Annotated in this window: 27 protein-coding genes; 18 read left to right on the top strand and 9 right to left on the bottom strand. The window is 59.4% G+C overall.

From position 1 onward, the window contains the following. Positions 1–598 (bottom strand): DUF1405 domain-containing protein (locus tag V5A26_RS09035; protein WP_332322343.1); only part of this gene is annotated, 598 nt, incomplete at its 3' end. 127 nt (positions 599–725) lie between these two features. Here V5A26_RS09035 and V5A26_RS09030 point away from each other — a divergent pair. From V5A26_RS09030 to V5A26_RS09000, 7 genes are all read left to right on the top strand, one after another. Then, complete coding sequence (locus V5A26_RS09030) at positions 726–1,949, top strand: LeuA family protein (RefSeq protein WP_332322344.1); 1,224 nt, start codon at positions 726–728, stop codon at positions 1,947–1,949. A gap of 277 nt (positions 1,950–2,226) precedes the next feature. Continuing rightward, the gene (gene ilvB / locus V5A26_RS09025) at positions 2,227–4,005 is read left to right on the top strand and encodes a biosynthetic-type acetolactate synthase large subunit (protein WP_332321707.1); all 1,779 of its coding nucleotides are present in this window, start codon (positions 2,227–2,229) and stop codon (positions 4,003–4,005) included. Further along, on the top strand, positions 4,002–4,592 hold the full coding sequence (gene ilvN, locus V5A26_RS09020) for an acetolactate synthase small subunit (protein ID WP_332321706.1): 591 nt from the start codon (positions 4,002–4,004) through the stop codon (positions 4,590–4,592). Before ilvB ends, ilvN begins: the two co-directional genes overlap by 4 nt. Beyond that, positions 4,589–5,596: a ketol-acid reductoisomerase gene (ilvC, locus tag V5A26_RS09015; RefSeq protein ID WP_332321705.1), complete on the top strand. Its 1,008-nt coding sequence runs from the start codon at positions 4,589–4,591 to the stop codon at positions 5,594–5,596. Before ilvN ends, ilvC begins: the two co-directional genes overlap by 4 nt. Further along, positions 5,589–7,007: a 3-isopropylmalate dehydratase large subunit gene (gene leuC / locus V5A26_RS09010; RefSeq protein WP_332321704.1), complete on the top strand. Its 1,419-nt coding sequence runs from the start codon at positions 5,589–5,591 to the stop codon at positions 7,005–7,007. Before ilvC ends, leuC begins: the two co-directional genes overlap by 8 nt. Further along, entirely contained in the window at positions 7,004–7,651 is a 648-nt protein-coding gene (locus V5A26_RS09005; protein ID WP_332321703.1) for a 3-isopropylmalate dehydratase small subunit, read from the top strand. The genes leuC and V5A26_RS09005 overlap by 4 nt, the downstream gene beginning before the upstream one ends. After that, positions 7,648–8,628 carry an isocitrate/isopropylmalate dehydrogenase family protein gene (locus tag V5A26_RS09000; RefSeq protein WP_332322342.1) on the top strand — a complete coding sequence of 327 codons (981 nt, stop codon included), beginning with the start codon at positions 7,648–7,650 and terminating at the stop codon, positions 8,626–8,628. The genes V5A26_RS09005 and V5A26_RS09000 overlap by 4 nt, the downstream gene beginning before the upstream one ends. A gap of 4 nt (positions 8,629–8,632) precedes the next feature. Here V5A26_RS09000 and V5A26_RS08995 read toward each other — a convergent pair whose 3' ends face one another. Next, positions 8,633–9,508 (bottom strand): homoserine kinase, encoded by an 876-nt coding sequence (locus tag V5A26_RS08995; protein WP_332321701.1) that lies wholly within the window; start codon positions 9,506–9,508, stop codon positions 8,633–8,635. 178 nt (positions 9,509–9,686) lie between these two features. Here V5A26_RS08995 and V5A26_RS08990 point away from each other — a divergent pair, with 178 nt between their 5' ends. Genes V5A26_RS08990 through V5A26_RS08965 form a run of 6 tightly spaced genes read left to right on the top strand, consistent with a single transcriptional unit; the run spans position 9,687 to position 15,462 of the window. Next, the gene (locus V5A26_RS08990) at positions 9,687–11,591 is read left to right on the top strand and encodes a COG1361 S-layer family protein (RefSeq protein ID WP_332322341.1); all 1,905 of its coding nucleotides are present in this window, start codon (positions 9,687–9,689) and stop codon (positions 11,589–11,591) included. Positions 11,592–11,596: 5 nt separating this feature from the next. Further along, on the top strand, positions 11,597–12,481 hold the full coding sequence (locus V5A26_RS08985; RefSeq protein ID WP_332321709.1) for an ABC transporter ATP-binding protein: 885 nt from the start codon (positions 11,597–11,599) through the stop codon (positions 12,479–12,481). A 24-nt stretch (positions 12,482–12,505) separates the two neighbouring features. Further along, the gene (locus V5A26_RS08980) at positions 12,506–13,294 is read left to right on the top strand and encodes an ABC transporter permease (RefSeq protein ID WP_332321699.1); all 789 of its coding nucleotides are present in this window, start codon (positions 12,506–12,508) and stop codon (positions 13,292–13,294) included. 57 nt (positions 13,295–13,351) lie between these two features. Then, positions 13,352–14,548, top strand: coding sequence for an MBL fold metallo-hydrolase (locus V5A26_RS08975; RefSeq protein WP_332321698.1), 1,197 nt, complete (start codon positions 13,352–13,354; stop codon positions 14,546–14,548). A 6-nt stretch (positions 14,549–14,554) separates the two neighbouring features. Further along, complete coding sequence (locus V5A26_RS08970; protein WP_332321697.1) at positions 14,555–15,046, top strand: YeeE/YedE family protein; 492 nt, start codon at positions 14,555–14,557, stop codon at positions 15,044–15,046. After that, positions 15,043–15,462, top strand: coding sequence for a DUF6691 family protein (locus V5A26_RS08965; protein WP_332321696.1), 420 nt, complete (start codon positions 15,043–15,045; stop codon positions 15,460–15,462). Before V5A26_RS08970 ends, V5A26_RS08965 begins: the two co-directional genes overlap by 4 nt. Before the next feature lie 226 nt (positions 15,463–15,688). On the opposite strand, the gene V5A26_RS08960 is transcribed toward V5A26_RS08965, so the two are convergent. The 5 genes from V5A26_RS08960 to V5A26_RS08940 all read right to left on the bottom strand — a co-directional run bounded on the left by V5A26_RS08960 (position 15,689) and on the right by V5A26_RS08940 (position 18,338). Continuing rightward, the gene (locus V5A26_RS08960; protein WP_332321695.1) at positions 15,689–16,201 is read right to left on the bottom strand and encodes a TspO/MBR family protein; all 513 of its coding nucleotides are present in this window, start codon (positions 16,199–16,201) and stop codon (positions 15,689–15,691) included. A gap of 61 nt (positions 16,202–16,262) precedes the next feature. Further along, positions 16,263–16,541, bottom strand: coding sequence for a hypothetical protein (locus V5A26_RS08955; RefSeq protein WP_332321694.1), 279 nt, complete (start codon positions 16,539–16,541; stop codon positions 16,263–16,265). Between the two features lie 56 nt (positions 16,542–16,597). Next, complete coding sequence (locus V5A26_RS08950; RefSeq protein WP_332321693.1) at positions 16,598–16,813, bottom strand: hypothetical protein; 216 nt, start codon at positions 16,811–16,813, stop codon at positions 16,598–16,600. After that, the gene (locus tag V5A26_RS08945) at positions 16,814–17,014 is read right to left on the bottom strand and encodes a hypothetical protein (RefSeq protein ID WP_332321692.1); all 201 of its coding nucleotides are present in this window, start codon (positions 17,012–17,014) and stop codon (positions 16,814–16,816) included. A 127-nt stretch (positions 17,015–17,141) separates the two neighbouring features. Beyond that, positions 17,142–18,338 (bottom strand): MFS transporter, encoded by a 1,197-nt coding sequence (locus V5A26_RS08940; protein ID WP_332321691.1) that lies wholly within the window; start codon positions 18,336–18,338, stop codon positions 17,142–17,144. Positions 18,339–18,459: 121 nt separating this feature from the next. Here V5A26_RS08940 and V5A26_RS08935 point away from each other — a divergent pair, with 121 nt between their 5' ends. Continuing rightward, positions 18,460–19,791 carry an MFS transporter gene (locus V5A26_RS08935; RefSeq protein WP_332321690.1) on the top strand — a complete coding sequence of 444 codons (1,332 nt, stop codon included), beginning with the start codon at positions 18,460–18,462 and terminating at the stop codon, positions 19,789–19,791. A 105-nt stretch (positions 19,792–19,896) separates the two neighbouring features. Beyond that, complete coding sequence (locus tag V5A26_RS08930; protein WP_332321708.1) at positions 19,897–20,697, top strand: IS5 family transposase; 801 nt, start codon at positions 19,897–19,899, stop codon at positions 20,695–20,697. A 136-nt stretch (positions 20,698–20,833) separates the two neighbouring features. Here V5A26_RS08930 and V5A26_RS08925 read toward each other — a convergent pair whose 3' ends face one another. Further along, a complete protein-coding gene (locus V5A26_RS08925) occupies positions 20,834–21,859 on the bottom strand; it encodes an NAD-dependent epimerase/dehydratase family protein (protein ID WP_332321689.1) in 1,026 nt (341 codons plus the stop codon). A gap of 251 nt (positions 21,860–22,110) precedes the next feature. After that, entirely contained in the window at positions 22,111–22,476 is a 366-nt protein-coding gene (locus V5A26_RS08920) for a sensor histidine kinase (protein ID WP_332321688.1), read from the bottom strand. 230 nt (positions 22,477–22,706) lie between these two features. On the opposite strand from V5A26_RS08920, the gene V5A26_RS08915 reads away from it, so the two are divergent. From V5A26_RS08915 to V5A26_RS08905, 3 genes are all read left to right on the top strand, one after another. Then, positions 22,707–24,188 carry an ATPase domain-containing protein gene (locus tag V5A26_RS08915; protein WP_332322340.1) on the top strand — a complete coding sequence of 494 codons (1,482 nt, stop codon included), beginning with the start codon at positions 22,707–22,709 and terminating at the stop codon, positions 24,186–24,188. Beyond that, complete coding sequence (locus tag V5A26_RS08910) at positions 24,178–25,680, top strand: PAS domain-containing sensor histidine kinase (protein ID WP_332321686.1); 1,503 nt, start codon at positions 24,178–24,180, stop codon at positions 25,678–25,680. Before V5A26_RS08915 ends, V5A26_RS08910 begins: the two co-directional genes overlap by 11 nt. Next, positions 25,673–26,518 (top strand): PAS domain-containing protein (locus tag V5A26_RS08905; RefSeq protein WP_332321685.1); only part of this gene is annotated, 846 nt, incomplete at its 3' end. The genes V5A26_RS08910 and V5A26_RS08905, both read left to right, overlap by 8 nt.

Here is a 26,518-nt window from a genome sequence, read left to right as displayed (position 1 = left end):
TCAAGGTTACCGCGGCGCCAGCGGCCAGATCGTGAGCCAGCACGTCGTGGCTGAAACCGCCGGTCACCAGTTCGGCCCGAAGCCAGGTGTGATGAATCTCGCCTGCGATCGGGACGAAGTAGTCCACGAGATCGTTGAGGCCGAACCAGAACACCCCAACCGCGACTGCGCGAATCGAGAAGGTCGCATACCGGTGGACGAGAAACGCTTCACCGACCATGGCGAGGTGGCTGGTAACCAAAAACACGTACAGCCAGAGCGCGATCCCGCCGGGACCGTTCAGGAACAGTTGCACGAAGGGCGTCCAGAACCCCAATTTGAACGCGCCCATGAACCCGAGTACGTGAAGCCAATCGGCATCGTAATCGAACCGAAACGCGAGCAGGGAGAGCCCGATGAACATCGTGGCGAGGGGGCTATCGGGGACGAGTGGCCAGGCGAGGATCTCCGTGGAGGCGAGTTGAAACCGGTAATACCAGAAGCCAAAGGCCGTCCCGACGAGGTTGATGAGCGCTATCGGGACCACCAGTCGCAGGGCCAAGTCTTCGATTTGCCGTGGCAGGGGCGCAAGATACCACGGCGGTCGATCCGCCGCCATATCCGGTGGGAAGTCGGGTGGTCTCAAAGCCGTGTTGGTCCCGGCACGGATTCCGGGACGTATGCGAGAGACTCACAGCGAAGGGAAGACTTATCACCTGCAAAGCGTTCGAGACAGTTGATGACGCATACTGAGGACACGCTCGGCGCAAGCTCGAGCGATCGAGTTCTTCCAGGGCACGTTAGCTACACGTAGCGAGTTCGAATCGGTCCGGATCTTCGATACGACCCTACGTGACGGCGAACAGACCCCGCGCACCTCCTTCTCCGAGGCTGACAAGCGAGAGATAGCGACGATACTCGACGAGATGGGGACCCACGTCATCGAGGCCGGATTCCCAGCGAACAGCGACGCCGAATTCGAAGCCATCAGGGACATCGCCCGGTCGACGGAGACGACCGTGGCGGGCCTGGCCCGTGTCGTCGAATCCGACGTGCAGGCCGCAATAGAGTCGGAAGTGGACATGATCCACGTCTTTGCCAGCACCAGTGACGTCCAGATCGAGGACTCCATGCACTCCAACCGCGAGGAGGTCAAGGAGCGCTCGGTCGCGGCCGTCGAACAGGCCAAGGCAGGGGGCGCTGAAGTCATGTTCTCACCGATGGACGCCACGCGAACCGATCGGGATTACCTGGCAGGAGTTCTCGAAGCCGTCGATGAGGCCGACGTAGACTGGGTGAACATCCCGGATACGACTGGGGTAGCCAGTCCCTCGCGCTTTGCCGACCTGATCGGCTTTGTCGGACAACACACCGACGCCCGGATCGACGTCCATACCCACGACGACTTCGGCATGGCGACGGCAAACGCCATCGCCGGAATCGAAGCGGGAGCCGATCAGGCCCAGGTTTCGATCAACGGCATCGGCGAGCGAGCGGGCAACGCCGCCTACGAGGAAGTCGTGATGGCGGCCGAGTCGATCTACAACGCGGACACCGGTATCGATACCACACGAATCACCGAGATCGCAGCGATCATCGAGGAGAAATCCGGCATCCCGATCCCGCCAAACAAGCCGGTTGTCGGAGAGAACGCCTTTTCTCACGAGAGTGGCATTCACGCGGCCGGCGTGATCGAAAACGCCGACACCTTCGAACCCGGCATCATGACCCCGGAAATGGTCGGCGCCCAGCGAGCGATCGTCCTGGGCAAACACACCGGGAGCCACGCGGTACGTGAACACCTCGAAGACGCAGGGTACGCCCCGACCGACGAAGAAGTCGAGGAAATCACGGCCCGGGTCAAAAGCCGTGCCACGGAGAAACACACCATCACGGTCGAAGACCTCCATCGCTTCGCGGCCGCAGTCGGGGTCGATCGAGCCGGTTCATCTGCCGAGGTACGGGCATGAGCCACCGGCCGAACGGATCGATCAGCCCGACTGCCACCGGAACGATTAAATCGGCCGCTCACCCAAAATGGAGATACGATGGCCAGCGCTCACAGGCAGTTCCAAACCGAGGCGTGTTCGGCCAGCAGCGCTATTGTAGGGGCGTAAGGCCCCCAATACCGCATTTTTCTGATCGGAACCGTTCGCCTATCGGTTCTCGCGACCCTCTTGTGAGACCGACATGGAACGGGACAGACCGTATCGATCCCAGATTGACCGGCCACGCCCACGGAGACCAATGAGCAAACCACAGAAAACGACGGACACCACGGACCCATCGACAGAGTCACAGGACCTGTCGGAGACGAAAAGCGAGACAACCACGGAGGAACAGACAACAGGCGCTAACTCGGTCGTCGCTGCCCTCGAGAAGGCCGACGTCGAGATCACGTTCGGCGTCCAGGGCGGGGCCATCATGCCCGTATACGACGCCATGGTCGATTCGGACATCCATCACGTCTCGATGGCTCACGAGCAAGGGGCCTCCCACGCGGCTGATGCATACGGGATCGTCTCCGGTAACCCGGGCGTCACGATCACCACCTCCGGGCCTGGGGCGACGAACCTGGTCACGGGCATCGCGGACGCCAACCTGGATTCCGATCCGATCGTCTCGTTGACCGGCCAAGTCCCCCAGGACATGGTCGGTAACGACGCCTTCCAGGAGACGAACACGATGGGGATCACCGCGCCGATCACGAAAGCAAACATCTTTTCGACAAACCCTGACACCGTCGGAGACGACATCGGGACTGCAATTGCACTCGCGGCTGAGGGACGACAGGGGCCGACCCTGGTCGACCTCCCGAAGAACGTCACAACTGGCGAGACAGACGTCGAACCGTCAATCCCCACCACCCCCGAGTCCTATCAGGTCCCAGCGCCTGAAGCCGATTCCAAGGCGGTCAGGGCCGCTGCAGAGGCACTCGCCGGGGCGGATCGGCCCCTGATCCTTTCCGGAGGCGGCGTCATCAAGAGCGAGGCCAGCGAGGAACTGCGGGAGTTCGCTATCGAGTACGGGATTCCAGTCGTCACGACGATGCCCGGCCTCGGCTCGTTCCCCGAGGATACCGCCCTCGCGATGGAGATGGGTGGGATGCACGGAACGGGCTATGCCAACATGTCCTTGAGCCACTGTGACGTCCTGTTGGGTGTGGGCACCCGGTTCGACGATCGGCTCACGGGCGGCATCGAGACCTTCGCCCCCGAGGCCGAAGTCATCCACGTCGACATCGACCCCGCCGAGATCTCGAAGAACATCCACGCGGATTATCCGCTGATCGGGGACGCAGGCGCGGTGCTGAAACAGCTCCACGATGCCATGCCGAAATCGCCAGACGCAGAGGCGTGGCGCAAACGGACCCAGGAGTGGAAAGCCGAATACCCGATGGGATACGAAACTCCACAGGACGAAGCAATCAAACCCCAGTTCGTCGTCGAAGCGATGGACGAAGCCGCAGCGGACGACGCCATAGTGACTACCGGCGTCGGCCAGCACCAGATGTGGGCCGCTCAGTACTGGACCTACACCGAGCCACGGACATGGGTTTCCTCGAACGGCCTCGGAACGATGGGGTATGGCGCCCCGGCCGCAGTCGGTGCAAAACTCGCAGCCGCGGACACACAAGTGGTTGCCTTCGAAGGCGACGGGTCATTCCTGATGACCAGCCAGGCGATCGCACCGGCCGTCCGCGAGGAACTCGACATCACCATCGCGATTTTGAACAACTCCTATGTCGGGATGATCCGACAGTGGCAAGACGCCTTCTACGACCAGCGACGCTACGAAAGCAAGTGGGACTGGGGCCCGGACTTCGCCTCGTTGGCCGAAGCCTATGGCGCGCAGGGGCTACAGGCAATGGCCTACGATGAGGTTCCGGAAGTGATCGAAGAGGCGTTTGCCTATGACGGCCCATCAGTGATCGATTTCCATATCGACCAGGTCGCAGACGTCTATCCGATGGTGCCAAGCGGTGGCAATAACGCCGAATTCGCCCTGGAGGAGGATCACCTATGACTGGAGAACGGATGGAAGGTAAAGCACCCGTGGACCGAGAGATTCCCTCGGGCCGCCGCAATTCCCAGGGGATCCGCATCGACCCGGAGACAGAAGCGGAACTTCAGGAGCGACGGGCCGTGATTTCTGCCCTGGTCGATCACGAGCCGGGCGTGCTCGCAAACGTCTCCGGGCTCTTCGCCCGCCGCCAGCTCAACATCGAGAGTTTGACCGTCGGGCCGACTATCGACGAGTCGAAAGCCCGGATGACCATCGTCGTCGAGGAGGACGAACCGGGTATCGAACAGGCCAAGCGACAACTCCGCAAGGAAGTCCACGCCTGGTCAGTCCGGGAAGTCAAGGGTGCGATCGAGCGCGAACTTTCACTTATCAAAGTTAGCGGTGACGATCCAGCCGGGGTCACCGCAGTCGCGGAAATGTACGGCGGCCAGGCAGTCCAAGCCAACGACGAGATCATCACTGTCGAGTTGACAGGAACAGAGGCAGATATCGACGCCGCGATCAGAGCGTTCGAACAGTTCGGCGTACACGAAGTCGCCCGCACGGGCACCGCCGCCCTCGCCAGCGGCACACAATCGACAACATGACTGACGATTTCACCAGACCGGTATACTACGACGAAGACGCGGACAGCTCGATGATTGCCGAGAAGACCGTCGCGGTCCTCGGCTACGGAAGCCAGGGCCACGCCCACGCCCAGAACCTCGCCGAGAGCGGGGTCGAAGTGGTGGTCGGCCTCAAACCCGATTCGGATTCCCGATCGGCCGTGGAGGAAGATGGCCTTCGAGTGGCAACACCACGTGATGCGGCCGCCGAGGCAGATATCGTGTCCATGCTGGTTCCGGACACGGTGCAACCGATGGTCTACGAGGCGATCGAACCAGAACTCGACGCAGGCGACACGCTCCAGTTCGCCCACGGGTTCAACATCCACTACAACCAGATCGAACCCCCGGCGGACGTCGATGTCACGATGGTCGCCCCGAAAAGCCCCGGCCATCTGGTACGGCGCAACTACGAAGCCGGCGAAGGGACACCAGCACTCGTCGCAGTGTATCAAGACGCCACAGGCGAGGCTCGGGACGAAGCGCTGGCCTATGCCCAGGGGATCGGGTGTGCCAGGGCCGGCGTCATCGAGACGAGCTTCCAAGAGGAGACCGAGTCGGACCTCTTCGGCGAGCAAGCCGTCCTCTGTGGCGGGGTCACCAGCCTGGTGAAAACCGGGTACGAGACCCTGGTCGAGAACGGGTACAGCCCGGAGATGGCGTATTTCGAAGTCCTGAACGAACTCAAGCTCATCGTGGATCTGATGTACGAAGGTGGGCTCGGCGAGATGTGGGATTCGGTCTCGGATACGGCCGAATACGGCGGCCTGACCCGCGGCGACGTAGTCGTGGACGAGGACGTCAAGGAGAACATGGAGGCGATCCTGACGGAGATTCAAAACGGCGAGTTCGCCCGCGAGTGGATCTCGGAAAACCAGGCCGGTCGCCCCGCGTACACACAGCACCGAGGAGCCGAGGCCGACCACGAGATCGAGGATGTCGGCGAACGACTACGATCGATGTTCGCGTGGGCCGACGATGAGTGACGGAACGCTCTACGATCACGTCTGGGACGAGCATCTCGTCGAGACCCTTCCGACGGGGCAGGACCAGCTGTTCGTCGGATTGCACCTGATACACGAGGTCACGAGCCCGCAGGCCTTCGGAATGCTCCGGGAACGCGAGCTGGAGGTGGCCTTCCCCGAGCAGACTCACGCGACCGTCGATCACATCGTCCCGACCGGGGACCGCTCGCGGCCGTTTCAGGACGGGGCCGCAGAGACGATGCTTGAAGAGCTCGAGGAGAACGTGCGAAAAGCGGGCATCCGATTCTCAGGCCCCGAGACCGGCAACCAGGGCATCGTCCACGTCATCGGTCCGGAACAGGGGTTGACCCAGCCGGGCATGACGATCGTCTGTGGTGACAGCCACACCGCTACCCACGGCGCGTTCGGGGCCCTGGCCTTCGGGATTGGCACGAGTCAGATCCGGGACGTGCTCGCGACTCAGTCGGTCGCCATGGAAAAACAAGCGGTCAGGCGGATCGAGGTCACCGGCGAGCTCGGCGAAGGTGTCACCGCGAAGGACGTGGTGCTTTCGATCATCCGCGAGTTGGGCACCGATGGCGGTGTCGGCTACGTCTACGAGTACGGTGGTGACGTGGTCGAGTCGATGTCGATGCACGAGCGGATGACACTTTGTAATATGTCCATCGAGGGAGGTGCGCGTGCCGGCTACGTGAATCCGGACAAGACCACCTACGAGTACCTCGAGGGACGGGAGGCAGTCACCACGGGCGATGCCTTCGAGGAGCGCAAGGCCTACTGGGACTCGATCAGCTCCGACCCCGACGCGACATACGACGACGTGGTCGAGATCGACGGGTCCGCGATCAAGCCCTCAGTCACGTGGGGTATTACCCCGGGGCAGGTCGTCGGCATCACGGAGACCATTCCCGCGCCCGAGGACCTGCCCGCGGACAAGCGGGAGACGGCCGAGCAGGCCTACGATCACATGGGCGTTGCGCCAGGCCAGACGATGGAGGGCTACGAGATCGACGTAGCATTCCTCGGTTCGTGTACAAACGGTCGGCTCTCCGACCTCAGACAGGCTGCCGAGGTGCTCGAGGGGCGGGAGGTCCACCCGGACGTCAGAGCGATGGTCGTCCCCGGCAGCCAACGAGTGAAGGCCGCAGCGGAAGCAGCGGGACTCGACCAGATCTTCCGGGAATCCGGCTTCGAATGGCGCGAGGCGGGATGTTCGATGTGCCTCGGGATGAACGAGGACCAACTCGAGGGCGACGAAGTATCTGCCTCCTCCTCGAACCGCAACTTCATCGGGCGGCAGGGCTCGAAGGACGGGCGGACCGTCCTCATGAGTCCCCAGATGGTCACAGCGGCGGCGGTGACCGGGGAAGTAACGGATATCCGCTCCTTCGAGGAGGTGAAACCGGTATGAGCGGGACTGAAAACGGGCAGGCAGCTGACGAACCGCCAGCCGCCCGCGTGCCAGCGGTGTCCGGAACCGGCATCCCGATCCGCGGCAACGACATCGACACCGACCAGATCATCCCGTCCCGCTTCATGAAGGTCGTCACCTTCGAAGGACTGGGCCAGTACGCGTTTTACGACCAGCGGATCGAGGAGGACCCACATCCCCTCGAAGACGACCGGTTCCGAACGGCCTCGATCATGGCCGTCAACGCCAACTTCGGCACCGGCTCCTCCCGCGAACACGCCCCACAGGCGCTGATGCGCTGGGGCATCGAGGGCCTGATCGGCGAGTCATTCGCCGAGATTTTCCGCGGGAACTGCCTCGCGCTGGGGCTCCCGACGGTGACCACCGACAGCGAAACGGTGACAGAAATCCAGGACTGGATCGAGGCTAACCCCGACGAGGATATCGAGATCGACGTCGAAGACGCAACCGTCTCGTACGGTGATACCACGATCGACGTCGAAATCGACGATTCCCAGCAGCGGGCCCTCACCGAAGGGACCTGGGACACGACCGCAGTAATGAAAGCAAACTTCGAGAGGGTCCGTGACCGGGCACAGTCGCTGCCCTACATCGAAGACGCGGAGATTCCGGAACAGCGATGACGACAGATATCGTCGCCATCCCAGGAGACGGTATCGGTGGCGAGGTGCTTCCAGCGGCCATTAAGATCCTGGAGGCCGTCGACGTCGATTTCGAGTTCACGGAGGCCGAAGCGGGCGACCACGTCGCCGCCGAGGGCCGCGATCCGCTACCCCAACCAACCCGAGATCTGGCCGCCGATGCGGATGCAGTCCTGTTCGGCGCCGCCGGCGAAACCGCTGCCGACGTCATCCTCCCACTTCGAGCGGCTGTGGGCTCGTTCGTCAACGTGCGGCCAGCCCGCACCTACCCCGGGGTGGACGCCGTCAAACCGGAGACAGATCTCGTCTTCCTCCGGGAAAACACCGAAGGGGTCTATGCAGGCCACGAAGACCGTCTCTCGGAGAACCTCAGCACACTCACGCGTGTGGTGACCGACGAGGCCTCGGAGCAACTTGCCGAGTACGCCTGCGAGTACGTCTCCGAGCGCGATATGGACTCGTTTACCATCGCTCACAAGGCAAATGTGATGCGAGAAACAGACGGCCGATTCCGTGACGCCGTTGCCCGTGTCGCCGCGGAGAAAGGCGTCGAGACCGACGAGGTACTGATGGACGCGCTGGCCATGCACCTCATTCTCCGACCGGAGGAGTATGACGTGATCGTCACGCCGAACTTGGCAGGAGACGTCCTCTCGGACCTCGCCGCGGGCCTGGTCGGCGGACTTGGGCTCCTCCCGAGTGCCAACATTGGTCCCAAGCGGGCCCTTTTCGAGCCGGTCCACGGCTCGGCCCCGGATATCGCCGGCACGGGCATCGCGAATCCGAGTGCGATGGTCTTGAGCGCCGCGATGTTACTCGATTACGTGGACGAACCTGTAGCTGCGGAAAACGTTCGGACGGCCGTCGAAAAAACCCTGAAGTCCGGGCCACGGACCCCAGATCTGGGTGGGGACGGCTCGACGGAATCGGTCACAACCGCCATCCTCGAGGGCCTTTAGGCGGTCAGTGAATTTTTGCGCCGGAGCCGATCATCGTCGAAAAGGTCCGGGCTTCGATGCCCTGGTCCTCAAAGGCATCGAGCATGCTCGCGCCGACGGCTCGTTGGTCGCCGGAATGAGTGACTGCCAGCAATGCTGGGCCCGCTCCGCTGACAGTGACTCCGGTCGCCCCGGCGGCCGTTGCGGCATCAACGGCCTCCTCATACCCATCAATGAGAGCGGCTCGAGCCGGCGTTACCACCGATTCGGCCATTCCCTGACCGATCAGTTCGGGGTCGTCGCGATGCATCCCGATCGTGAGCGTTGCCGCGTTCCCGACATTTTTGCTCATGTCCCCCAGGTCGACTCGTTCGGGGAGGACGCGTCGGGCCTCTCGAGTCGAAACAACGGTTTCTGGCAGGCATGCAACCAATGGTACCGTCGCATCGACGGATTCGACGCCGTTTTCTCGGACCACGGTGAACCCCCCGAGGATCGACGGGGCAACGTTGTCGGCATGGGCCGATCCGGAGACCGCTTTTTCGCCTTCGGCGGCGATTCGAACCAGGTCCTCGCGGGTATGGTCGGTCTCGTAGAGTTCGGACAACCCCACTGCCGCAGCAGCAGCGCTGGCCGCAGACGAACCAAGTCCCGACGCCGGACGGACCCCTTTGTCGATGATGATCCGGGCCGGTGTGTCGAGTTCAGCTGCGACGACACCGGCGGTGTTCCGTTCCGGCTCCTCCGGAATGTACTGGCTCCCGACCCCGCTGACCTCGATCGTCGTCTCCGCTGCCCGCTCGACTCGGACTACGTCGAGGGGGCGGTCAAAGGCGACGCCGAAGACGTCGAAGCCGCTCCCGAGATTCGCACTCGTCGCTGGGGCCGTGACCGTCAGCATGCACCTCCGTAGCACGGGATTGGGGTATAAGTGTGGCGACCCGAGGCCGGAGCGGAATATTTGCCGGACTTCGTCCGAGCCGGGTGCGCTCACTCGCAAGCGATGTCAAGAGCCAGCAAGCACGGAGCTGAACAAACAGTCACCCATACTTATGGAGACACCACGCGATGGTGCATACATGTCAAGTCGTCCCGTTTCACCTTTTTCACCATCCTGGCGACGACGCACATTTGGCGTGTTCCTGATTCTCGTGCTCGTCGCCAGTTTGTTCGCGCTGCCAGTCTCGGCCGCCGAAGATCCCCGATTCGAGACCAGCGTGCCGGAACCGGAACTCCAGCCAGGCGCCCAGCAGCCCCTTACAGTGACTATAACGAATGATGCCGAAGACGTGGACGACCAGGTGAAACAAGCGTCGAACGTCAAGGTAACCGCCAGAAGTGGTTCGACACCGATCGAGGTTCTTTCGGGAGAACACGCACTTGGACAGCTCGCGGACGGGCAATCCGCGACCGGTACCTTCCAAATCGAGGTCCCCACTGATGCACCAGGGGGAACCTACCAGCTTCCACTCGATGTAACCTATGAGTACGACGGTGACGAACGCGAGGAGACAACTGTCACAGCAACAGTCACCGTTCCGGAGCGCCCCATTTTCTCCATCGAGTCCACCACCGTCGATCTTCACACCCAGGAAACCGGCATCGTGACAGTCGCGCTTTCGAACGACGGAGCACAATCGGCAACAGACACCCGGATATCGCTCAGTTCGTCGAATGCGGCGCTGACAGTCGGTAATGTTGCGACCGAATCGGCCTTCCTCGGGACGCTGGAATCCGGAGCGACGGCGGAGGCCACATTTGCCGTCACAGCCACCGAGACAGCGCTGGCAAGGGAATACGACCTGACAATACAACCGACCTACCAGAACTCGAATGGGATCACGACCGAGGCCCCGGCTCGGTCCATCGGAATCGCCCCAGCGGCCGAGCCACGAATCACCGTGGATTCGGTGTCAGGAGACGTGTCCCCCGGTGAAACCGGGACTGTTTCACTGACGTTCGAAAACAGCGGGGAGACGGGCATTTCGAATGCACGTCTCCAACTCGAATCGGCTGGCTCAAGTCTGACTCTTGATGGTGGTCAGGCGACTGCACAAATGCTGGGTGACTGGGCAGCCGGCGAAACGAAAACGGTTCACACCGAGATCGGTGCAGCGACGTCCGTCCAGGCCGGGGAGTACCCAGTCCAAGCCACGGTCGCCTTCGAACACCCCGCTGGAATCGAAACCACGTCCGGTCCCCAGGAAATCGGGGTTCCGGTCACAGCTATCGACGCGTTTGCATACAGTGACGTCTCCGTGACCCACCACGGACCCGAGGCCGTCCTTTCAGCCCAGGTTACCTATGAAGGCGAGACCCCGATCCAAAACGCAGTCGTTCTCCTGCGATCCTCGACACCAGGGGTGACCATCCTCGACGGAGCGACGTCGGTTGGGACCCTCGAACCGGGAGACACCGCGACCGCGACTGCCGATATCAGTCTCTTCGGCAGCGACCAGGCCCCACAGCAATTCGAAGCCCAGGTGAGATACGAAGGCGAGGGCGCCCAGGCCGACCGAAGCGAATCGACCTCGGTCTGGGCCGACCTATCCACGTCTGAGCCCCTGTTCTCCGTCGAGCCGGTGAACGCCACGTTCGACATCGACAGTTCCAACGAACTTCGCGTCCGAATCAGGAACGACGGCCCTTTGGCTCTCGAAGATGTCCGAGCGCAGCTGACAGCAACGCCCCCATACCAGAGCCAATCACCGACCGCGTATGTCGCTGCACTCGACCCCGGTGATTCAGCAATTGTCACATTCGAGGTTACCACTCCAGATGATGGGGTCGAGACGACCGATGCGCTCAGCCTGAATCTCACCGCGGAGACGAATGCGGACCGAACGGTCGTTGATGGGCCACATCTGGTCCCAATCACCGTTGATGGAGGCGGTGACACAACAGGCGATTCCACGTTGATCGCGGTTCTCGCAGTCGTCGTCATCCTGATTCTGGCAGGCGGCTGGTGGTGGCTCAACAGGTGACCGAGATGGGAGTCATCGAAACCGAGGGCCTGACGAAACACTTCGGGGAAACCGTCGCGACCGAGGACCTCAGTTTCGAGGTCGAAGAAGGGGACGTATTCGGATATCTGGGGCCAAACGGGGCGGGAAAGACGACGACGATTCGAACGTTGCTGGGGTTCATCTCGCCGACAAGCGGCACGGCGACGGTCCTGGATGCTGATATCCACGACGCCGAGGCCTTACGTGAGGCCCGGAAAGATATCGGCTACCTTCCGGGGGAGTTGAGCTTCACCGAATCCGTCACCGGTCGATCCTTTCTGGACCACCAGGCCGCCCTCAAAGGCGGCTCCAGGCTCGAAGAGATGACGTCACTCTTCAACCCACCCCTGGATCGGAAGATCAGGACCTATTCGAGCGGGAATCGCCAGATGTTGGGGCTGATCCAGACGTTCATGCACGATCCAGACCTGGTCATCATGGACGAACCGACGAGTGGTCTGGACCCACTCAAACAGGAACGGCTCAACAGTTTCCTCCGCGAGGAGCGAGACGCTGGAACGACGGTGTTTTTCTCCTCACACGTCCTGGGGGAGGTCAGACGGGTCTGTGATCGAGTTGGGATCATCAGAGATGGTCGCCTTGTTGCCCTCGAAGACATCGAATCGCTCTTACGAAAAGGGGGAAAACGGGTCCGGATTCATACCGACGAACCCCTTTCCCAGGCGGACCTCGAACTCGACGGAGTGGTGGAATTCGAGCAGGTCGGAACCGTCACGCGGTTTACGTTCACCGGGGATTACAACGCACTGCTCGCCGAGCTCACCGATGTCTCTCTCGTTGACATGGAAATCGAGGAACCGCCACTAGAGGAGGTCTTTATGCATTACTACGGTGAGGACCATGTCTGAGCGACAGTCCTCGGGTGAGACCGTATGATGGAGATCATGAAGTACGAAGCACGGCAGCGAGTGAAGGGAACGGTAACCTTGCTGGTGATCGTGAGTTTCTACCTCTTCCTCCTCGTCTGGATGTTCCCCTCGATCGAAGCGAGTGGTGAGGCTTTCACGGAGTATGCCCAGTCAATGCCGGAATCCCTTCAGGCGGCTTTCGCGGTCGAGTCGATCACCACCATCGGGGGCTTTCTGGCCGCGGAGATCTACCAGTTCATCTGGATCCTCATGCTGGGACTGTATTTCACCTACCTCGGCGGTGGACTGATCGCTGATGACATCGAGTCGGGGCGTATCGACCTGCTGCTTGCGACACCGGTCTCCAGGGTTCAAATCGTCGTCGAGAAGTACCTCTCACTGATGGTGCCGATCCTCGCGATCAACATCCTCATGCCGGTCGTGGTGCTTGTGGCCGTCCACTCCATTGGCGAATCGCTCCCCGTTTCCGACGTCATCGTGTTGCACGTGCTTTCAGTCCCGTACCTGCTCGTGGCCGCCGCCATCGGCCTCCTTCTCTCCGTGTTTTTCGATCGGTCCACCATCCCACAGCGCGTGGGACTCGGCGTGCTTTTTGGCCTGTTCACCCTGGAGACGGTCACCGTGAACACGGACATCGAATGGCTCGGTGCGCTCAGCCCGACCCGCTATTACGACCCAGCCGCGATCATCGTCGACGGTGAGTACGATATTGCTGGCGCACTCGTGTTGCTCGCTACAACCTTGCTACTCGTCATCGCGAGCGCGGAATGGTTCCGTCGTCGAGATGTCTGAGACCTTGCAGGCATTACCAAGCTTTTAACTCTTGGGGACATAGCGAAAAAGGCAGTAATGAACCAATCCGACTCGTCAGCCCCTGTCCCCGAGAGCGACTCCGAGGCTGGAACGCTCAGTCCAGCGAACCTTCGTGACCGGATCGAACGCCGCGACACGGTCACGATACTCGATGTCAGGATTTCGGGCGATTACGAGACGTGGCATATCGAGGACGAGGCTGTCGAAACGACAAATGTGCCCTATTATGCGTTTCTCGAGGATGAGGACGCAGCCATCGAACGGGTCCCAGCAGGGGACCCGATTGTGGTCGTCTGTGCCGAAGGCGACGCAAGCAAATACGTTGCAGGCTTGGTTGTCGACACTGGCCGGAACGCGATCAGCCTCGAAGACGGGATGGAAGGGTGGGCCGGCATCTACGACGCGACTGAAATTACTTCATACGACGGGCCAGGGACCGTCATTCAGTACCACCGACCGTCGACAGGTTGTCTCAGCTATCTCGTTGCGTCCGAGGGGGAGGCAGCAGTCATCGATCCGTTGCGAGCGTTTACCGATCGCTATCTCGACGACGCCACGGAATTGGGAGCCGATCTGGAGTATGCCATAGACACTCACTGCCATGCAGACCATGTGAGCGGTGTCGGGTCGCTAACTGAACAGGACGTATGGGGTCTCGTTCCTGCCGCGACCATCGAACGGGGCATGGAAATGAAGGCAGCGTTCTCACCAATCGAAGACGGTGAGACTGTTGATGTGGGCGCGGTCACCATCGAAGCGCGGCACACGCCAGGTCACACGTCGGGCATGACCAGCTATCTCGTCGATGACCAGGTCCTCCTGACAGGTGACAGCCTCTTCGTCGGAAGTGTGGCAAGACCGGACCTGGAAGCCGGCGACGAGGGCGCCGGCAAAGCGGCGACACAGCTCTACGAGAGCCTCCAAGAGCGGATCCTGAGCCTCGATGAAGACGTGATCGTCGCCGGAGGCCACCGGGCAGAAAGGGAAACGCCTGGCGAAGACAACACCTACACCGCCCGACTCGGGACGTTAGTCGAGGAGATGGCCGTGCTTTCGATGGATCAGGCGGATTTCGTGGAGTACATCCTTTCGAACATGCCACCACGGCCGGCGAATTACGAGACGATCATCGACGCCAACCTCGGACACCGCGAGATAGACGACGAGGAGGCCTTCCGGATCGAGCTCGGGCCGAACAACTGTGCGGCCAGCCAAGGCGCCACCATCGGCTGATTCCAGATGGCACTGGTCCCTCCGGAGTTGTTCCAGACACTCTTTCCGAACGGCATTGTCCATTACGCCCTCGGTGGAGTTCTCATCGGCCTCGGCGTCGCGTTTATCTACGCGTTGACTGGGCTCACACCAGGAGCAAGTTCTGTTCTCGAGTCCACCTGGAGTTACGTCTCGAAGCGCCCCGCCCTCTCGGAAGGCCCATTGCGAGCCTCCCGAGGCTGGCGGCTCGTCTTTACCGCCGGTATCGTCTCTGGGGCCGTCCTGTATACGGGCCTCACCGGTGGTGGGGTGTGGACGACCGATGTGCAACTCTGGCGACTGGCTATCGGTGGCTTTCTTGTCGGCCTGGGAACCCGACTCGGGAAAGGGTGTACCTCCGGGCACGGCATCTGTGGTGTCGGCTCCCTGTCCGAGACGTCACTTCTGAACGTGCTCGTCTTCCTCCTCGTCGCAATCGGTACTGCCGGTATCGTCGTTTCGTTGGGGGTGAGCCCATGAACGGTGACAGGGGGCTTGGGTTCGTGGTCGTGGTCTATCTCGGTGGACTCCTGTTCGGGGTGGGACTCGCATTGAGTCAGATGGCCCGACCGGAGGTCGTCCTCGATTTCCTCCAACTCGAGGACTTCGGGTTGCTTTTCGTTATGGGTGGGGGCTCCGTCGTCACGGGGGTCGCAATCGCCATCGGGACTCGCCTCGATGCGACGGCTCCCTTGACCGGCGCGGCGTACCGACGGCGACTCCGATCAATGGACCGGGACGTCCTGACTGGTGGAGTAATATTCGGGGTCGGCTGGGGGCTGTCGGGTATCTGTCCAGGTGCGGCCTATGCGAGTGTGGGGATCGGCAATTACCCGATTCTCGTCGCTATCGCAGCCATGTTGGTCGGCGCGTACGCGAAAACGCTGCTGCGATAAAATCGATTTTTGGCAGCCTGCCTGAATCAATCGGTGATCAATGTGACCCCACCGACGGAAACGGCTCCCAGCCCCCACAAATAGATCCAGGGGTGTTTCATCGGTGCTGAAGGTGGTGTGGGCAGGACCAATTGCCAGCGAACTCCCCCCGGTGAAAGTCCGTCCCAGTTGGCATGCGTCCCAGTTAGTGGACATCCAAGAAACACTGCTGGGTTCCCGAACCGGATCAGTTCAGCACCCAGAATTGATAGTTGAGGACCGTCGCAAACGAAACCCAGAGCAGGTAGGGACCGAGCAGGAGGGCAGCCCGACGATCGACGCGGTCGAAGGCCCAGATCGTCACAAGAATGAGGCCCCAGAGGACGAGGATACCGATCAGTCCCAGGCCGATCGCCTGCAACCCGAAGAAGGTCGCCGACCACGCCAAATTGAAAACGAAGTGGATGGCGAACAATCCTAGGGCGAGGCGGACGGCAGCGGGTTTCGCCGTTGCCTGTCGCCAGACGAGCCACACGGCACTGCCCATCAGCGCGAAGAGAGTCGTCCAGACCGGCCCGAACACCCATTTCGGTGGCGCGATCCCGGGGCGAGTCAACACCCCGTGCCATTCTGCAAGTCCCTGTGCGGTGAACACAGCCCCGGTCGCACCAACGATCTCGACGGCCAAAACGGCCACAAATAGCGCGATAACCGGCCTGTCCGTCGGAAACCGACGGATGGCATTACCTAACGCAACCATAGTAGCCTGTATGGGTCCCGGAGTGAAATAGTAGCCTGATCGGCGCCCACCCGAGTCCGTGTTAGTCGTCTTCGAGTGCCTGCCAAATCGCTTCGAGTTCGGCCTTCCGGAAGGACCGATCGAAGTCACCGTTCGTGTCCGTCTCGTGGCCGATACTCCGGAGAATGCCGCTTCGCATCTCCGATTTCGGCGGCAGTCGACCGCTGGCATCGATGTCACACCCCACAGCCCCACAGATGGCGGCGAGGGCCTCTTTGGTAAATGACGTCGACTCGATGCGTTCGTAGCGCCCGACGGACTCCCGAATTTCGTTCCGTCGGTCGTCGACAGTTGGAGCCATAATGCAGGAAACGAGGTACAGCTACCTCTCCGTTTCGATGCACACCGGTCCGCCAGTCACGGCGAATCAATTTCGGCCGGCGGATTGAGAAACAGCGAATCGACCATGAGTAGCCCGCTTACGAGCGCAGCGGATCCGAGTCCCAGAAGTGGATCGACATCGATAACAATGGCCGTAGCGATCGTTCCGAGGAACACCCCGGGAATGGCAAGTAAGGTGGCGTCGTACCGAGAGAGAGTGGTACTGTCACCAGTTTTTCCTGCTCGGCTCATTCATTCGACGTATCCGAGGTCCCGGAGTTTTTGTCCCAAAGCCTTGGCTTCTGTTTCAGAAATCCCCTCCCCTTCTTGAATCTCTCGCAACAAGAGGTGCTTGACGAACTCCTTGACGGACCCGAAAGGTTCGTCTTCGATGTAGTCCTCTACATCGTCCACGAACTCCCGCTTCAGTGAGATAGTGGTGTAGTCGCTCATATTCAATAACAAGACTGCCAGCCTTATAAGATTTAATTACGTGTAATTAAACACGAGTTGATCAACCGACAGAGACGGAATGTCAAGGAATCGAACCAGCTGTGGTGAATGACTCCAAATCACACAGTCAAGATCGGGGCATTTGCAGTGTCAACCCCAGAATCAGGACCATCAAGCCGGCGAGAATGAGATACGCCTCGTCGAAGTAACCCCCGTCAGCAAGAATACCGAACAGAACCGGGCCGACCGCTCCCAAAGATGCCGCAGTCGTCCGGACGACCCCAAGCCCGGTCCCCCGAATCTCGGCGGGGATCTCCTCGGCGAGATACGACTGGGTGATCGCCCCTGACCCGAGCATCGTACTGACGAGTGCGGTCAACACGACGAGCGGAACAAAGCCCTCGACGAAGGGGAGCATCGCAAGACCCGCGACCGGGCCCACTAACACTGCTGCCAGGGACCCACGCATTCCGATGCGGTCGTAGGCCGCCCCGGAGACCGGTTTCACCACGATCCCGACGCCGAAAAACAGCGCGAAGACGGTCCCGGCCACCGACGGTGACAGCCCTTTGATCTCCACCAGATACGTCGGATAAAAGCCGGTAAACGACTGCCAAACGAGGATGTAGAAAAAGAGCACGACGGTTACCAGAAGCATCGTCCGAGTTCGGAGTTCAAAAATCACCGCTCGGGCCCGGTCGAGTGAGAACGCATCCTCTTCAGACGGAACGCCATCAGGAACGACGACCCAGACAACTCCGGCCACGAGCAGAAAGGCCGGAACGAGAACGCCAAAGCCAAGTTGCCAGGCGACGGCTGCTGCCAGGAACCCCACGATCGGTGGAAGCACTGTTTGCCCGGTATCCCCTGTCGCCATCGTCACGCCCAGTGCCCGACCGACTGCGTCAGGATAAATCTCGGTCAGGACGGTAATGCGAGCGATCGGAAACAACGACAGTCCAAGGCCGACGAGTCCTGTCCCAATAAAGACGATCACAACGCTGCCAGTGAGCGCTACCACCGACAGAGCGATGGCGACCATGAGGAGCCCCACCGTCATCACGTGCCGTTCGTTGTATCGATCGGCCAGGATACCACCCGGCAACTGACCGAGCGCGGACCCTAACCAAACGATGGTCACGAGTAACCCAGCAACTGAGAGAGACAGCCCGTAGGCCTCCCGAATGTACGGGAGCAACACCGGATAGCTCATCCGGGTTCCTACCAGCAACCCCCACCCGGTCGCCACGGCGAGTAACACGCGACCCCGGCCCTCGCCTCGGAGCGCGGCGACTGAACGGGTGACTGATCCAAACACATCCATCGATACTGTGTCATTCGCACTTGACTATGAAAGTCCGTTTCGTTCGCCGGGGGAGTTCGGGTCGGCAGAAACGGCTGTGGACCCCGACACTGCTTTACAGTTCCCGTGAGACCCTCGGGTAATGGGTGGTTCCGGGGCCAAGCCGCCACATCCTTTCGACGTTTTCGGGCGGGTCAGTGCCCTCCCTCGGGACGTCCTCGTGCTTTCGCTGGCGATGTTCGTTTTCAGTCTCGGGTTCCAGATGACCAGTCGGTTTCTACCGAAGTATCTTGTTGCACTGGGCGCCTCCGGATTCGTCGTCGGACTGTTCGGGACCGTTGGGAACATCATTTCGGCGGTCTATCCCTATCCGGGCGGGGCCGTCTCCGATCGCATCGGGTCACGGCAAGCCCTGACGGTCTTTGGCCTTCTTTCGACGCTGGGATTCGGGGTCTGGCTGCTCGCCCCGGCTCTCGGCACGATCAGCATCGGGCCGGTTAGAATCGAGCCCTGGTTCTGGATATTCGTGGGTTTACTCCTCGCACAGGCCTGGAAATCCTTCGGCCTCGGGGCTACCTTCGCGGTCGTCAAACAGGCAACTGACCCATCCCGACTCGCCGCCGGATTCGCGAGCACGGAGACCGTCCGCCGAACGGCGTTCCTAATCGGCCCAGTGCTTGCGGCACTCCTGTTAGGGATGCACCCGGACTTTACGGTTAGCTTCCAGTACGTCCTGGCGGTCGCTGTCGTCTTTGCGGCATTCGGAACCATCACACAGCATGTGCTTTACGACGCCAGTGCGGATACGATCGGAAACGCCTTCGCGGGATTCGAACAGATAAAACGGGATCTCGAGGACCTCCCTGCGGAATTGCGACCACTCCTAGTCGGGGACACGCTCGTTCGGTTCGCTAACGGCATGGTCTACGTGTTTTTCGTCCTGGTCGTCACCCAACTCCTGGAGGTTGGGCTAAACACCAGTTTCACGATCGGACCGTTCGCACCAAGTGTTTCGCTTTCCCCGGCCGCGTTTTTCGGCTTCCTGCTCGGGGTCGAGATGCTGATCGCGCTGTTGGTGATGGCCCCGGCAGCCAAACTCGCCGAATACGTCGGCCTCAAACCGATCGTGGCAGTCGGATTTGCCGTCTATGCCGTCTTCCCCGTGGTGTTGATCTATGCACCCGCCAGCGCCTCAGTATTGGTTCTTGTCTTCGCGTTTTCCGGGCTCCGGTTCGCCGGGCTGCCATCACATAAAGCATTGATCGTCGGCCCCGCCGAACAGGGTGCCGGTGGTCGCGTCACCGGCTCGTACTATCTGCTCCGTAACACCATCGTCATTCCGAGTGCGGCGATTGGAGGCGCACTCTGGGAGTTTGCGAGTCCGGAACTCGCCTTCAGTCTCGCCGCTGGTATCGGCGTGCTCGGTACCGGCTATTTCCTGGTCTTTGGCCAGGAGTTCGACGCATATCGGTGAGCACAGACACAGTTGTGAAGCTTGACAAATAAGGGGCGTGTTTAGACGCTAGTAATATTGCCTAAATGTCGGGAATACTAGGAAGTGAAGCGGGAAACGCTGAGTGTGCAATCAAACGTCGCCCGCTTCACGAGTAAGGTTGTATCACTCGCCAAAAACGCCGTCGGTGGAGAACCCGAACCACCCGTTCAGAAAGGTGAAGGAGGCTACGCAGACTGGGTAATCGTGGCTCTGCACGGCCTTCAAGAATATCTCGGCTACCCCTACCGCCGGCTGATGGATGTCCTGTCCGAGATGACCGAAATTGTGGCCAAATTCGACCTAATGGTGGCTGAGCTGCCGGATTTCACGACAGTCTGTACGCGTAAACAAGACCTCAAAATGCGGATCTGGCATGTCCTTCTGCGGTTGTCAGCACAGCTCCAGGAAACCGGAGACATTCAGGCCATCGACGCAACCGGCTTCGATCGGGTCGCTGCCAGCCAATACTACGCAAATCGGACGAATTACCGCTTTCCGTCTGTTAAGACGACTACACTCGTGGATTGTTCGATCAGTCTGATTCTAGATATACATTGCTCGATGAAACAACCGCATGATACACAGATCGGCTGGCAGGTCTTGAGACGAAATCTCGATCTGGTCGAAACAATCACCGCTGACAAAGGATACAACTGGGACGAGTTCCACCAATATCTCAGGGAAGAGGGCGTCAGAACGGTGATTAAACACCGGGAGTTTTTCCCGCTCGACGCGGCTCACAACGCTCGGAACGACAACGAAACCTACCATCGTCGATCGGTCGTCGAGTCAGTCTTTGCTTCATTACGTCGGCGCTTCGACGACACGATTCGGGCAAGAACGTGGTTCGGTCAATTCCGAGAAATCGTGCTCAAAGGCTGTTAAAACAACGCTGACCAATGCAGAGCCTGTATTGCCCAGTGTGGGCTTTTCACTGACCGAGGAATTCGGGAGGTTCGGGAATGTCCTTTCATGCCGACTCACTTCATCGTCCGGGGAAGTTTACTGATACCATCAGGGACTATTCGGCAGGGGAACCCAACGCTACTGTTTCTGCATCCATCCCCTGTTGTTTCAGTTCCCAGTCAAGATACTCACGAAGACCGTCTTCCAAGGGCCGGTGTTCAATTCCGAGTTCGCGTTCGGCTTTGGAATTATCTACGAGCATTTCGCCACTACTGTAGAAGGCCAACAATTCGCTTTCGTATCCCTCGGGAGGCCTGGTGACCATTTCGACGACGGAAACAACCTTACTCAAAACGGCGAACAGCGTGTCTGGTACCGCCCTCGGTGCCGGTATGCCGGTCAAGTCCTCGACAATGCCGAACACGTCTGGAGCAGGACGTGGCTCGTTTGCGATGATGTACTCCTCACCAGGCCTTCCCTCGTTCATCGCCCGGATCAGGTTTGCTGCCGTGTCCTCGACGTAGTCCCAGGGGAGTGTCAAGCCACTCGGAATCATGGGAAGCTCCTGCTTGAGGTGACCCTGTAACGCTGTCCGAGTCGTCCCGCCGAAGGCCTTCTCGCCTGGGCCAAAAATGGCACCGAGGGTGGCGATCACGAGTGGAAGTCCATCGTCGATCATGGTCTCTGCGACCTCGTAATGGGCCCGCCATTTCGTCCGCTGGTAGACAGAAGGGAAGGAGTTCGGCGATCGGTACGATTCGTCGACGAGGTTTCCATCAGTATTGCCGTATATAGCGACGGTACTATGATAAACGCCTTTGGCGATGTCGAGTTCGTCCATCAATTCGAATACGTTTCGGGTCCCTTCGACGTTAATGCGCTCAGCTTTCGTCTCGTTCCATGGGCCCGGTCCGATCTGGTACCAAGCTGCGAGGTGGAAGACGCGATCGACCCCCGCCATTGCATTGCGCATACTTTCCTTTTTGGTGATATCGCCCTCAACGACTGTGATTGACTCGGGGAGGTGCTCAGCGTTCGACTCGTCTCGGGTTACCGCCACAATGTCGTGCCCATCATCCACGAGGCGCTCAACGAGATGTGTGCCGATGAATCCCGTCGCTCCAGTGACGAAGTACTCCATAGGCGGTTATCAATGGCCATTGACAAGGGTATTTGGGCCCCGAAATTTCAGCCTATCCCCAGCAATTCGTTTGAGGCTTTCGCGACCTGCATCTTGTATGACTCGGTTCGATAGAGAGAGTTGATGACTTGATAACCGCGCGTTGTATTCAGCACGAAGGTCGAGAACTGACCGATATCTACCTAAAAAGACGTGCAAGACTTAGAGCATGTAGTCAGCAGGAGGTAATCGGCAAGTTTGAGGGCTCAGTGTCAATTTACAATCGGTAGTTCAACCACGAACACACTTCCCTCAGGATCGTTATCGTCAATCCAGATTTGGCCTTCGTACCGATCAACAAGCGTCTGGACGAGGTATAGACCGAGGCCGGTCCCTTCGCTATCAATTCCGGTCTCGCCTTCTTCGAAGATCTGGTCTTTCCGGTCGTCTGGAATGCCTGGCCCGTTGTCGGCGATTCGAATCCGTGCGACTTCCTCGGTCGTCGTCGCAGAAACGGTGACTTCTGGAACCTCCTTGTTGTTGTGGGTGATGGCGTTCCTGAGGAGGTATCGGAAGACCGATTCGAGCATATTGTCGGCAAGCACTTCGACTGTGAGAATCGTGCTCTCCACACTCACAAGTGCCCGTTCGTTGGCCGAACGAACGTCCTCGAAGATCGGTTCGGGATTGGGGACCCGCCGTCTTTCCGGTAGATTCCCCGGTCACTCTTTACCATCCACGTTGAACGCGTCCAATTGGAGGATCGCGATTTGACGGTCTTGGGGTGCATGTAGCCGCTCGTTTCACCGAGTGAGGTGGCATTATGTCACGACGAAAATGTTTTTCGTATTCAAAATAATGACATGGTATGGCATCACAAAAAGTTTCAACTGGGTTGGCCGGTTTAGATAAAGTCCTCGATAGCGGATTGCGCAAAAACCACAACGCGCTCATCCGTGGGCCTCCGGGCGCGGGCAAAACGATCTTTGGCTTGCATTTTCTCTCCGACGGCGTGGACAATGGAGAAACATCGCTGTACATCAATCTCGGCGAGCCGGGCGATTACGTCAAGGAGACCGTCGAACACTTCGATCTCAACCCGGACGGGATTCATTTCCTCGACCTCTCCCCATCACACGAGGATTTCGACGAAGGCGAGAATTATTCGGTGTTCTCCTCCGCGGAAGTCGAACAACCCTCGTTTATCGACGAAATCCGTAGCACCGTCGAGGACCTCGAACCGGATCGAGTGCTGCTCGACCCGATTACCGAATTTCGGTATCTGACGACCGACGAACGCCAGTTCCGCAAACAGATCTTGAGTTTTCTCGATTTGCTCCGGGACCACGGTGCGACGGTCATATTCACGTCGCAGGCCTCCGATTCGCTGTCGGACGACGATCTACAGTTTCTCACTGACACCGTCATTAATCTCGAAACCGGTATCGAGGGATCGAACCTCTATGTCTCCAAATTCCGGGGATCGTCCTTCAAGCGTGGAAATCATTCCTACGAAATCACGGACGATGGAGTCACCGTCTTCCCGAAACTTGTTCCGGGAAAGGGAAATCCAGATCAATCGGCAGATTGGCTAGATAAACTCTCCTCGGGCATTCCCGAAGTGGACGAACTCCTCAAGGGCGGCATCGATCCCGGGACCGTGACCTTCGTCAGTGGTCCGACCGGCGCGGGCAAAACCACCACCGCGTTACAGTTCATCAAGGAGGCGGCGGGTCGTGGAGAGCAAAGCGTGATGTACTCCTTCGAGGAGTCACCACGAACCATCCAGAAGCGCTCCCGGTCCATCAGCCTCCCCATCGAAGCGATGCTCGATCAGGGAACCCTCTCCATCGAGGAGATCGCCCCGAACGAGTACACGCCAAACGAGTTCACGTCGCTTCTCAGGACCGCCGTCGAAGACGACGAGGTAGAGATCGTCCTGATCGATGGCCTTCAAGGATTTAAGCAGAACCTTCGGGGGTACACGACGGATCCGGAAGACGTGCTTCTTCGGATCGTCCGATATCTTCGCGGGGCGGGCGTTTCAACCATCATTACGAACGAAGTCACCAACATCACGGGAGAGTTCCGCGTCACCGAGGAGTCGGTGAGCAACCTCGCGGACAACATCATCTACATTCGCTACGTGGAAAGGGAAGGCGAACTCGGTAAGGTCATCGGCGTATTGAAGATGCGAACGGGCGATTTCGAGCGGAGTCTTCGCGAGTTTGAAATCACGGAGTATGGAATCCGCGTGGGCGAACCTCTTGAAAATATGCAGGGGATCCTTACGGGAACGCCCACGTTGCAGAAATCCGGAAACGTCGAAAGTTCCCACGATGGAGAATGAATTTCTCCCGGCAGCAGATATCCCCTCGAAGCGTGATACTGGCGGTAATACAGTGTTGATTCGAACCGCAGACGAAGGGAATCGCCGCCAACTTGCGAAGTGGTTCGCCGAACAGGAAACGTTTGAAGTCGTGGAGAGGGATATTCGAACCGGCGAGTTCGATTGCTGTCTCCTGGATTGGCAGGCCCTCCTCGACACCCAGGATGCCATTCGCACCCGGAAACAAGCGGCACGAATCCCACTGCCGGTCGTGTTGCTCGTCCCGGAGCAACGGGCAGATGAGATGATCGAATCCCTCCAGACGGAGAGTAGTGACTTGCATTCGCTGGTCGATGAGTTGCTTCGAATGCCGGTGTCCCAACCCGAACTGGAGCAGCGTCTCGAATCGGTGCTCAGGGCTCGTAAACAGGCGATGCGCCTCCATGAGGAACGCGAGCAAATTCGCGCCATCCGTGACAACCACCGCGGACATGGGATCGTCATCACGGACACGGAGGGGACAATCGAGTACGTGAATCGTGGCTTCGAACAACAATCGGGATATTCGGCCGAGGAGCTACTCGGGGAGACGCCGAACGTGCTCAATTCGGGTGTACACGACGACGCCTTCTTCGCAGACCTCTGGGAGACCATCACTTCGGGAGAGGAGTGGCACGGCGAAATGGTCAACGAGCGCAAAAACGGAGAACGGTACATCGTCGATATGGTAATTACGCCCCTCACGGGACTGGATAGTGGAATCAAGCGGTACGTTGGGGTGAATCACGAAATCACGGAATTGCGGGAGTTAGCGGACTCGCTGGAGGAGGAACGCAAGGAACTCGAACTCCTCAACCGCGTGTTGCGCCACGACATCCGCAACGATATGAGCGTGATCCTGGGTTGGATGGAGGCCCTGCATGCCCACGTTGACAGCGACGGACAGGAGATTCTTGACCGGGTACTCACCTCGGGACAGCACGTCGTCGAACTCACGGACATCGCCAAGGAAATCGTCGAAGCGATCATCGCAGGAGAGGACGTTGCGCTCGAACCGGTCGAATTGGGTCCCGTCCTGGACACCATCGTCGAAACCCGACAGGAGACCTTGGAAGGGGCGGACATACGAATAGAGGACCACCCACCGGCCGTTGCTGTCGCGGCAAACGAGATGCTGTCGGCCGTCTTCCGGAATTTGATTAATAATGCCGTCCAACACAACGATTCGGACGAGCCGACGGTCTCGATTTCCACCCAGGAACACGACGGGTCGGTCCGTGTCCGGGTCGCGGATAACGGGCCCGGAATTCCAGAATCACAACGAGACCGAATCTTCGAGAGCGACGAGAAGGGACTGGACAGTACGGGGACGGGAATGGGGCTGTATTTGGTGACTGAATTAATGGAGATGTACGACGGCTCGGTCTGGATCGAAGACAACGAACCGCGTGGGACGGTGTTCGTCGTGGAACTGCCTACGATCGACTCAACAAGCGGTGATACCCATGAGTGAGCAGAACACTGAGTTGTTCGAAGACCCCAGCAGAACGTCTCCACGGGTTCTTCCCCTCATTTCGGACAAGGGAAACCGGAAACAACTTGCCGATTGGATAGATTCCCATGAAACCCTTGAGTCTGTTCCATTCGAGGACGAGCTGGAAGCGATCGATTTTGACGTCTGTATTCTCGATAAAAGGGCGCTCCGGGACCATCGTGAAGAACTGGCGCGTATCAAGGCGGAGGCCGAACCCGTTATCGTTCCGTATCTCTTGTTAGTGCCGGAGTACGATGAAAGTCTCATCGAATTCGAACAGGAACGACTCATCGATGCGGTCACACCGGCTTCAGTCGACGAAATCGCGAGCCTTCCCATCAAACAAAAGGAGCTAGAATGGCGAGTACGCGCGCTCCTCAGGCTGCGAAACCAGTCGATACGTTCCCACACGACTGGGCGTCGCTATCAGTCGTTCTTCGATAGTATTCGTGATTCGATTCTCATCGCGGATACCGACCGAAAGATCGTCGACTGCAACCAGGCGTTTACCAACCTATTTGGCTACTCGCTTAGCGAAATCGCGGGCAAACCCACACACACCGTTTACGAAAGCAAAGAAGAGTTCGAAGAGATGGGTGCGGCTATTGAAGACCACATCGGCGACCCGGAGTTCACCAAAATAGTCTCCTATCAAACAAAAACTGGCGAGAGTTTTCCCGGTGAAACGAACGTTTTCTACCTCAGAGATCAAGAGGGGGAGATTAAGGGCATTGTCGGGTTGATTCGGGACGTTTCGGAGCAGCTGGAACGCAAACGCGAACTCGAACGATACGAGGCCGCGGTCGAAGGCTCCACG

Origin of the sequence: Halodesulfurarchaeum sp. (assembly GCF_036626455.1) — an archaeon.
Lineage (GTDB): Archaea > Halobacteriota > Halobacteria > Halobacteriales > Halobacteriaceae > Halodesulfurarchaeum.
Note: the sequence above shows the minus strand (reverse complement) of the source record. Positions and strands in the feature narration are given on the sequence as shown.

What these genes read in the sequence shown, in the direction of transcription:
- V5A26_RS09000 (WP_332322342.1), top strand. Translation starts at nt 7,648, where the DNA reads ATGACGACAGATATCGTCGCCATCCCAGGAGACGGTATCGGTGGCGAG.
- V5A26_RS08980 (WP_332321699.1), top strand. Translation starts at nt 12,506, where the DNA reads ATGATGGAGATCATGAAGTACGAAGCACGGCAGCGAGTGAAGGGAACG.
- V5A26_RS08950 (WP_332321693.1), bottom strand. Translation starts at nt 16,813, where the DNA reads ATGAGCCGAGCAGGAAAAACTGGTGACAGTACCACTCTCTCTCGGTAC.
- V5A26_RS08970 (WP_332321697.1), top strand. Translation starts at nt 14,555, where the DNA reads ATGGCACTGGTCCCTCCGGAGTTGTTCCAGACACTCTTTCCGAACGGC.
- V5A26_RS09005 (WP_332321703.1), top strand. Translation starts at nt 7,004, where the DNA reads ATGAGCGGGACTGAAAACGGGCAGGCAGCTGACGAACCGCCAGCCGCC.
- V5A26_RS08995 (WP_332321701.1), bottom strand. Translation starts at nt 9,508, where the DNA reads ATGCTGACGGTCACGGCCCCAGCGACGAGTGCGAATCTCGGGAGCGGC.
- V5A26_RS08975 (WP_332321698.1), top strand. Translation starts at nt 13,352, where the DNA reads ATGAACCAATCCGACTCGTCAGCCCCTGTCCCCGAGAGCGACTCCGAG.
- V5A26_RS08990 (WP_332322341.1), top strand. Translation starts at nt 9,687, where the DNA reads ATGTCAAGTCGTCCCGTTTCACCTTTTTCACCATCCTGGCGACGACGC.
- V5A26_RS08985 (WP_332321709.1), top strand. Translation starts at nt 11,597, where the DNA reads ATGGGAGTCATCGAAACCGAGGGCCTGACGAAACACTTCGGGGAAACC.
- ilvN (WP_332321706.1), top strand. Translation starts at nt 4,002, where the DNA reads ATGACTGGAGAACGGATGGAAGGTAAAGCACCCGTGGACCGAGAGATT.
- V5A26_RS08955 (WP_332321694.1), bottom strand. Translation starts at nt 16,541, where the DNA reads ATGGCTCCAACTGTCGACGACCGACGGAACGAAATTCGGGAGTCCGTC.
- V5A26_RS08925 (WP_332321689.1), bottom strand. Translation starts at nt 21,859, where the DNA reads ATGGAGTACTTCGTCACTGGAGCGACGGGATTCATCGGCACACATCTC.
- V5A26_RS08960 (WP_332321695.1), bottom strand. Translation starts at nt 16,201, where the DNA reads ATGGTTGCGTTAGGTAATGCCATCCGTCGGTTTCCGACGGACAGGCCG.
- V5A26_RS08965 (WP_332321696.1), top strand. Translation starts at nt 15,043, where the DNA reads ATGAACGGTGACAGGGGGCTTGGGTTCGTGGTCGTGGTCTATCTCGGT.
- V5A26_RS08935 (WP_332321690.1), top strand. Translation starts at nt 18,460, where the DNA reads ATGGGTGGTTCCGGGGCCAAGCCGCCACATCCTTTCGACGTTTTCGGG.
- V5A26_RS08940 (WP_332321691.1), bottom strand. Translation starts at nt 18,338, where the DNA reads ATGGATGTGTTTGGATCAGTCACCCGTTCAGTCGCCGCGCTCCGAGGC.
- V5A26_RS08945 (WP_332321692.1), bottom strand. Translation starts at nt 17,014, where the DNA reads ATGAGCGACTACACCACTATCTCACTGAAGCGGGAGTTCGTGGACGAT.
- V5A26_RS08910 (WP_332321686.1), top strand. Translation starts at nt 24,178, where the DNA reads ATGGAGAATGAATTTCTCCCGGCAGCAGATATCCCCTCGAAGCGTGAT.
- leuC (WP_332321704.1), top strand. Translation starts at nt 5,589, where the DNA reads ATGAGTGACGGAACGCTCTACGATCACGTCTGGGACGAGCATCTCGTC.
- ilvC (WP_332321705.1), top strand. Translation starts at nt 4,589, where the DNA reads ATGACTGACGATTTCACCAGACCGGTATACTACGACGAAGACGCGGAC.
- V5A26_RS08915 (WP_332322340.1), top strand. Translation starts at nt 22,707, where the DNA reads ATGGCATCACAAAAAGTTTCAACTGGGTTGGCCGGTTTAGATAAAGTC.
- ilvB (WP_332321707.1), top strand. Translation starts at nt 2,227, where the DNA reads ATGAGCAAACCACAGAAAACGACGGACACCACGGACCCATCGACAGAG.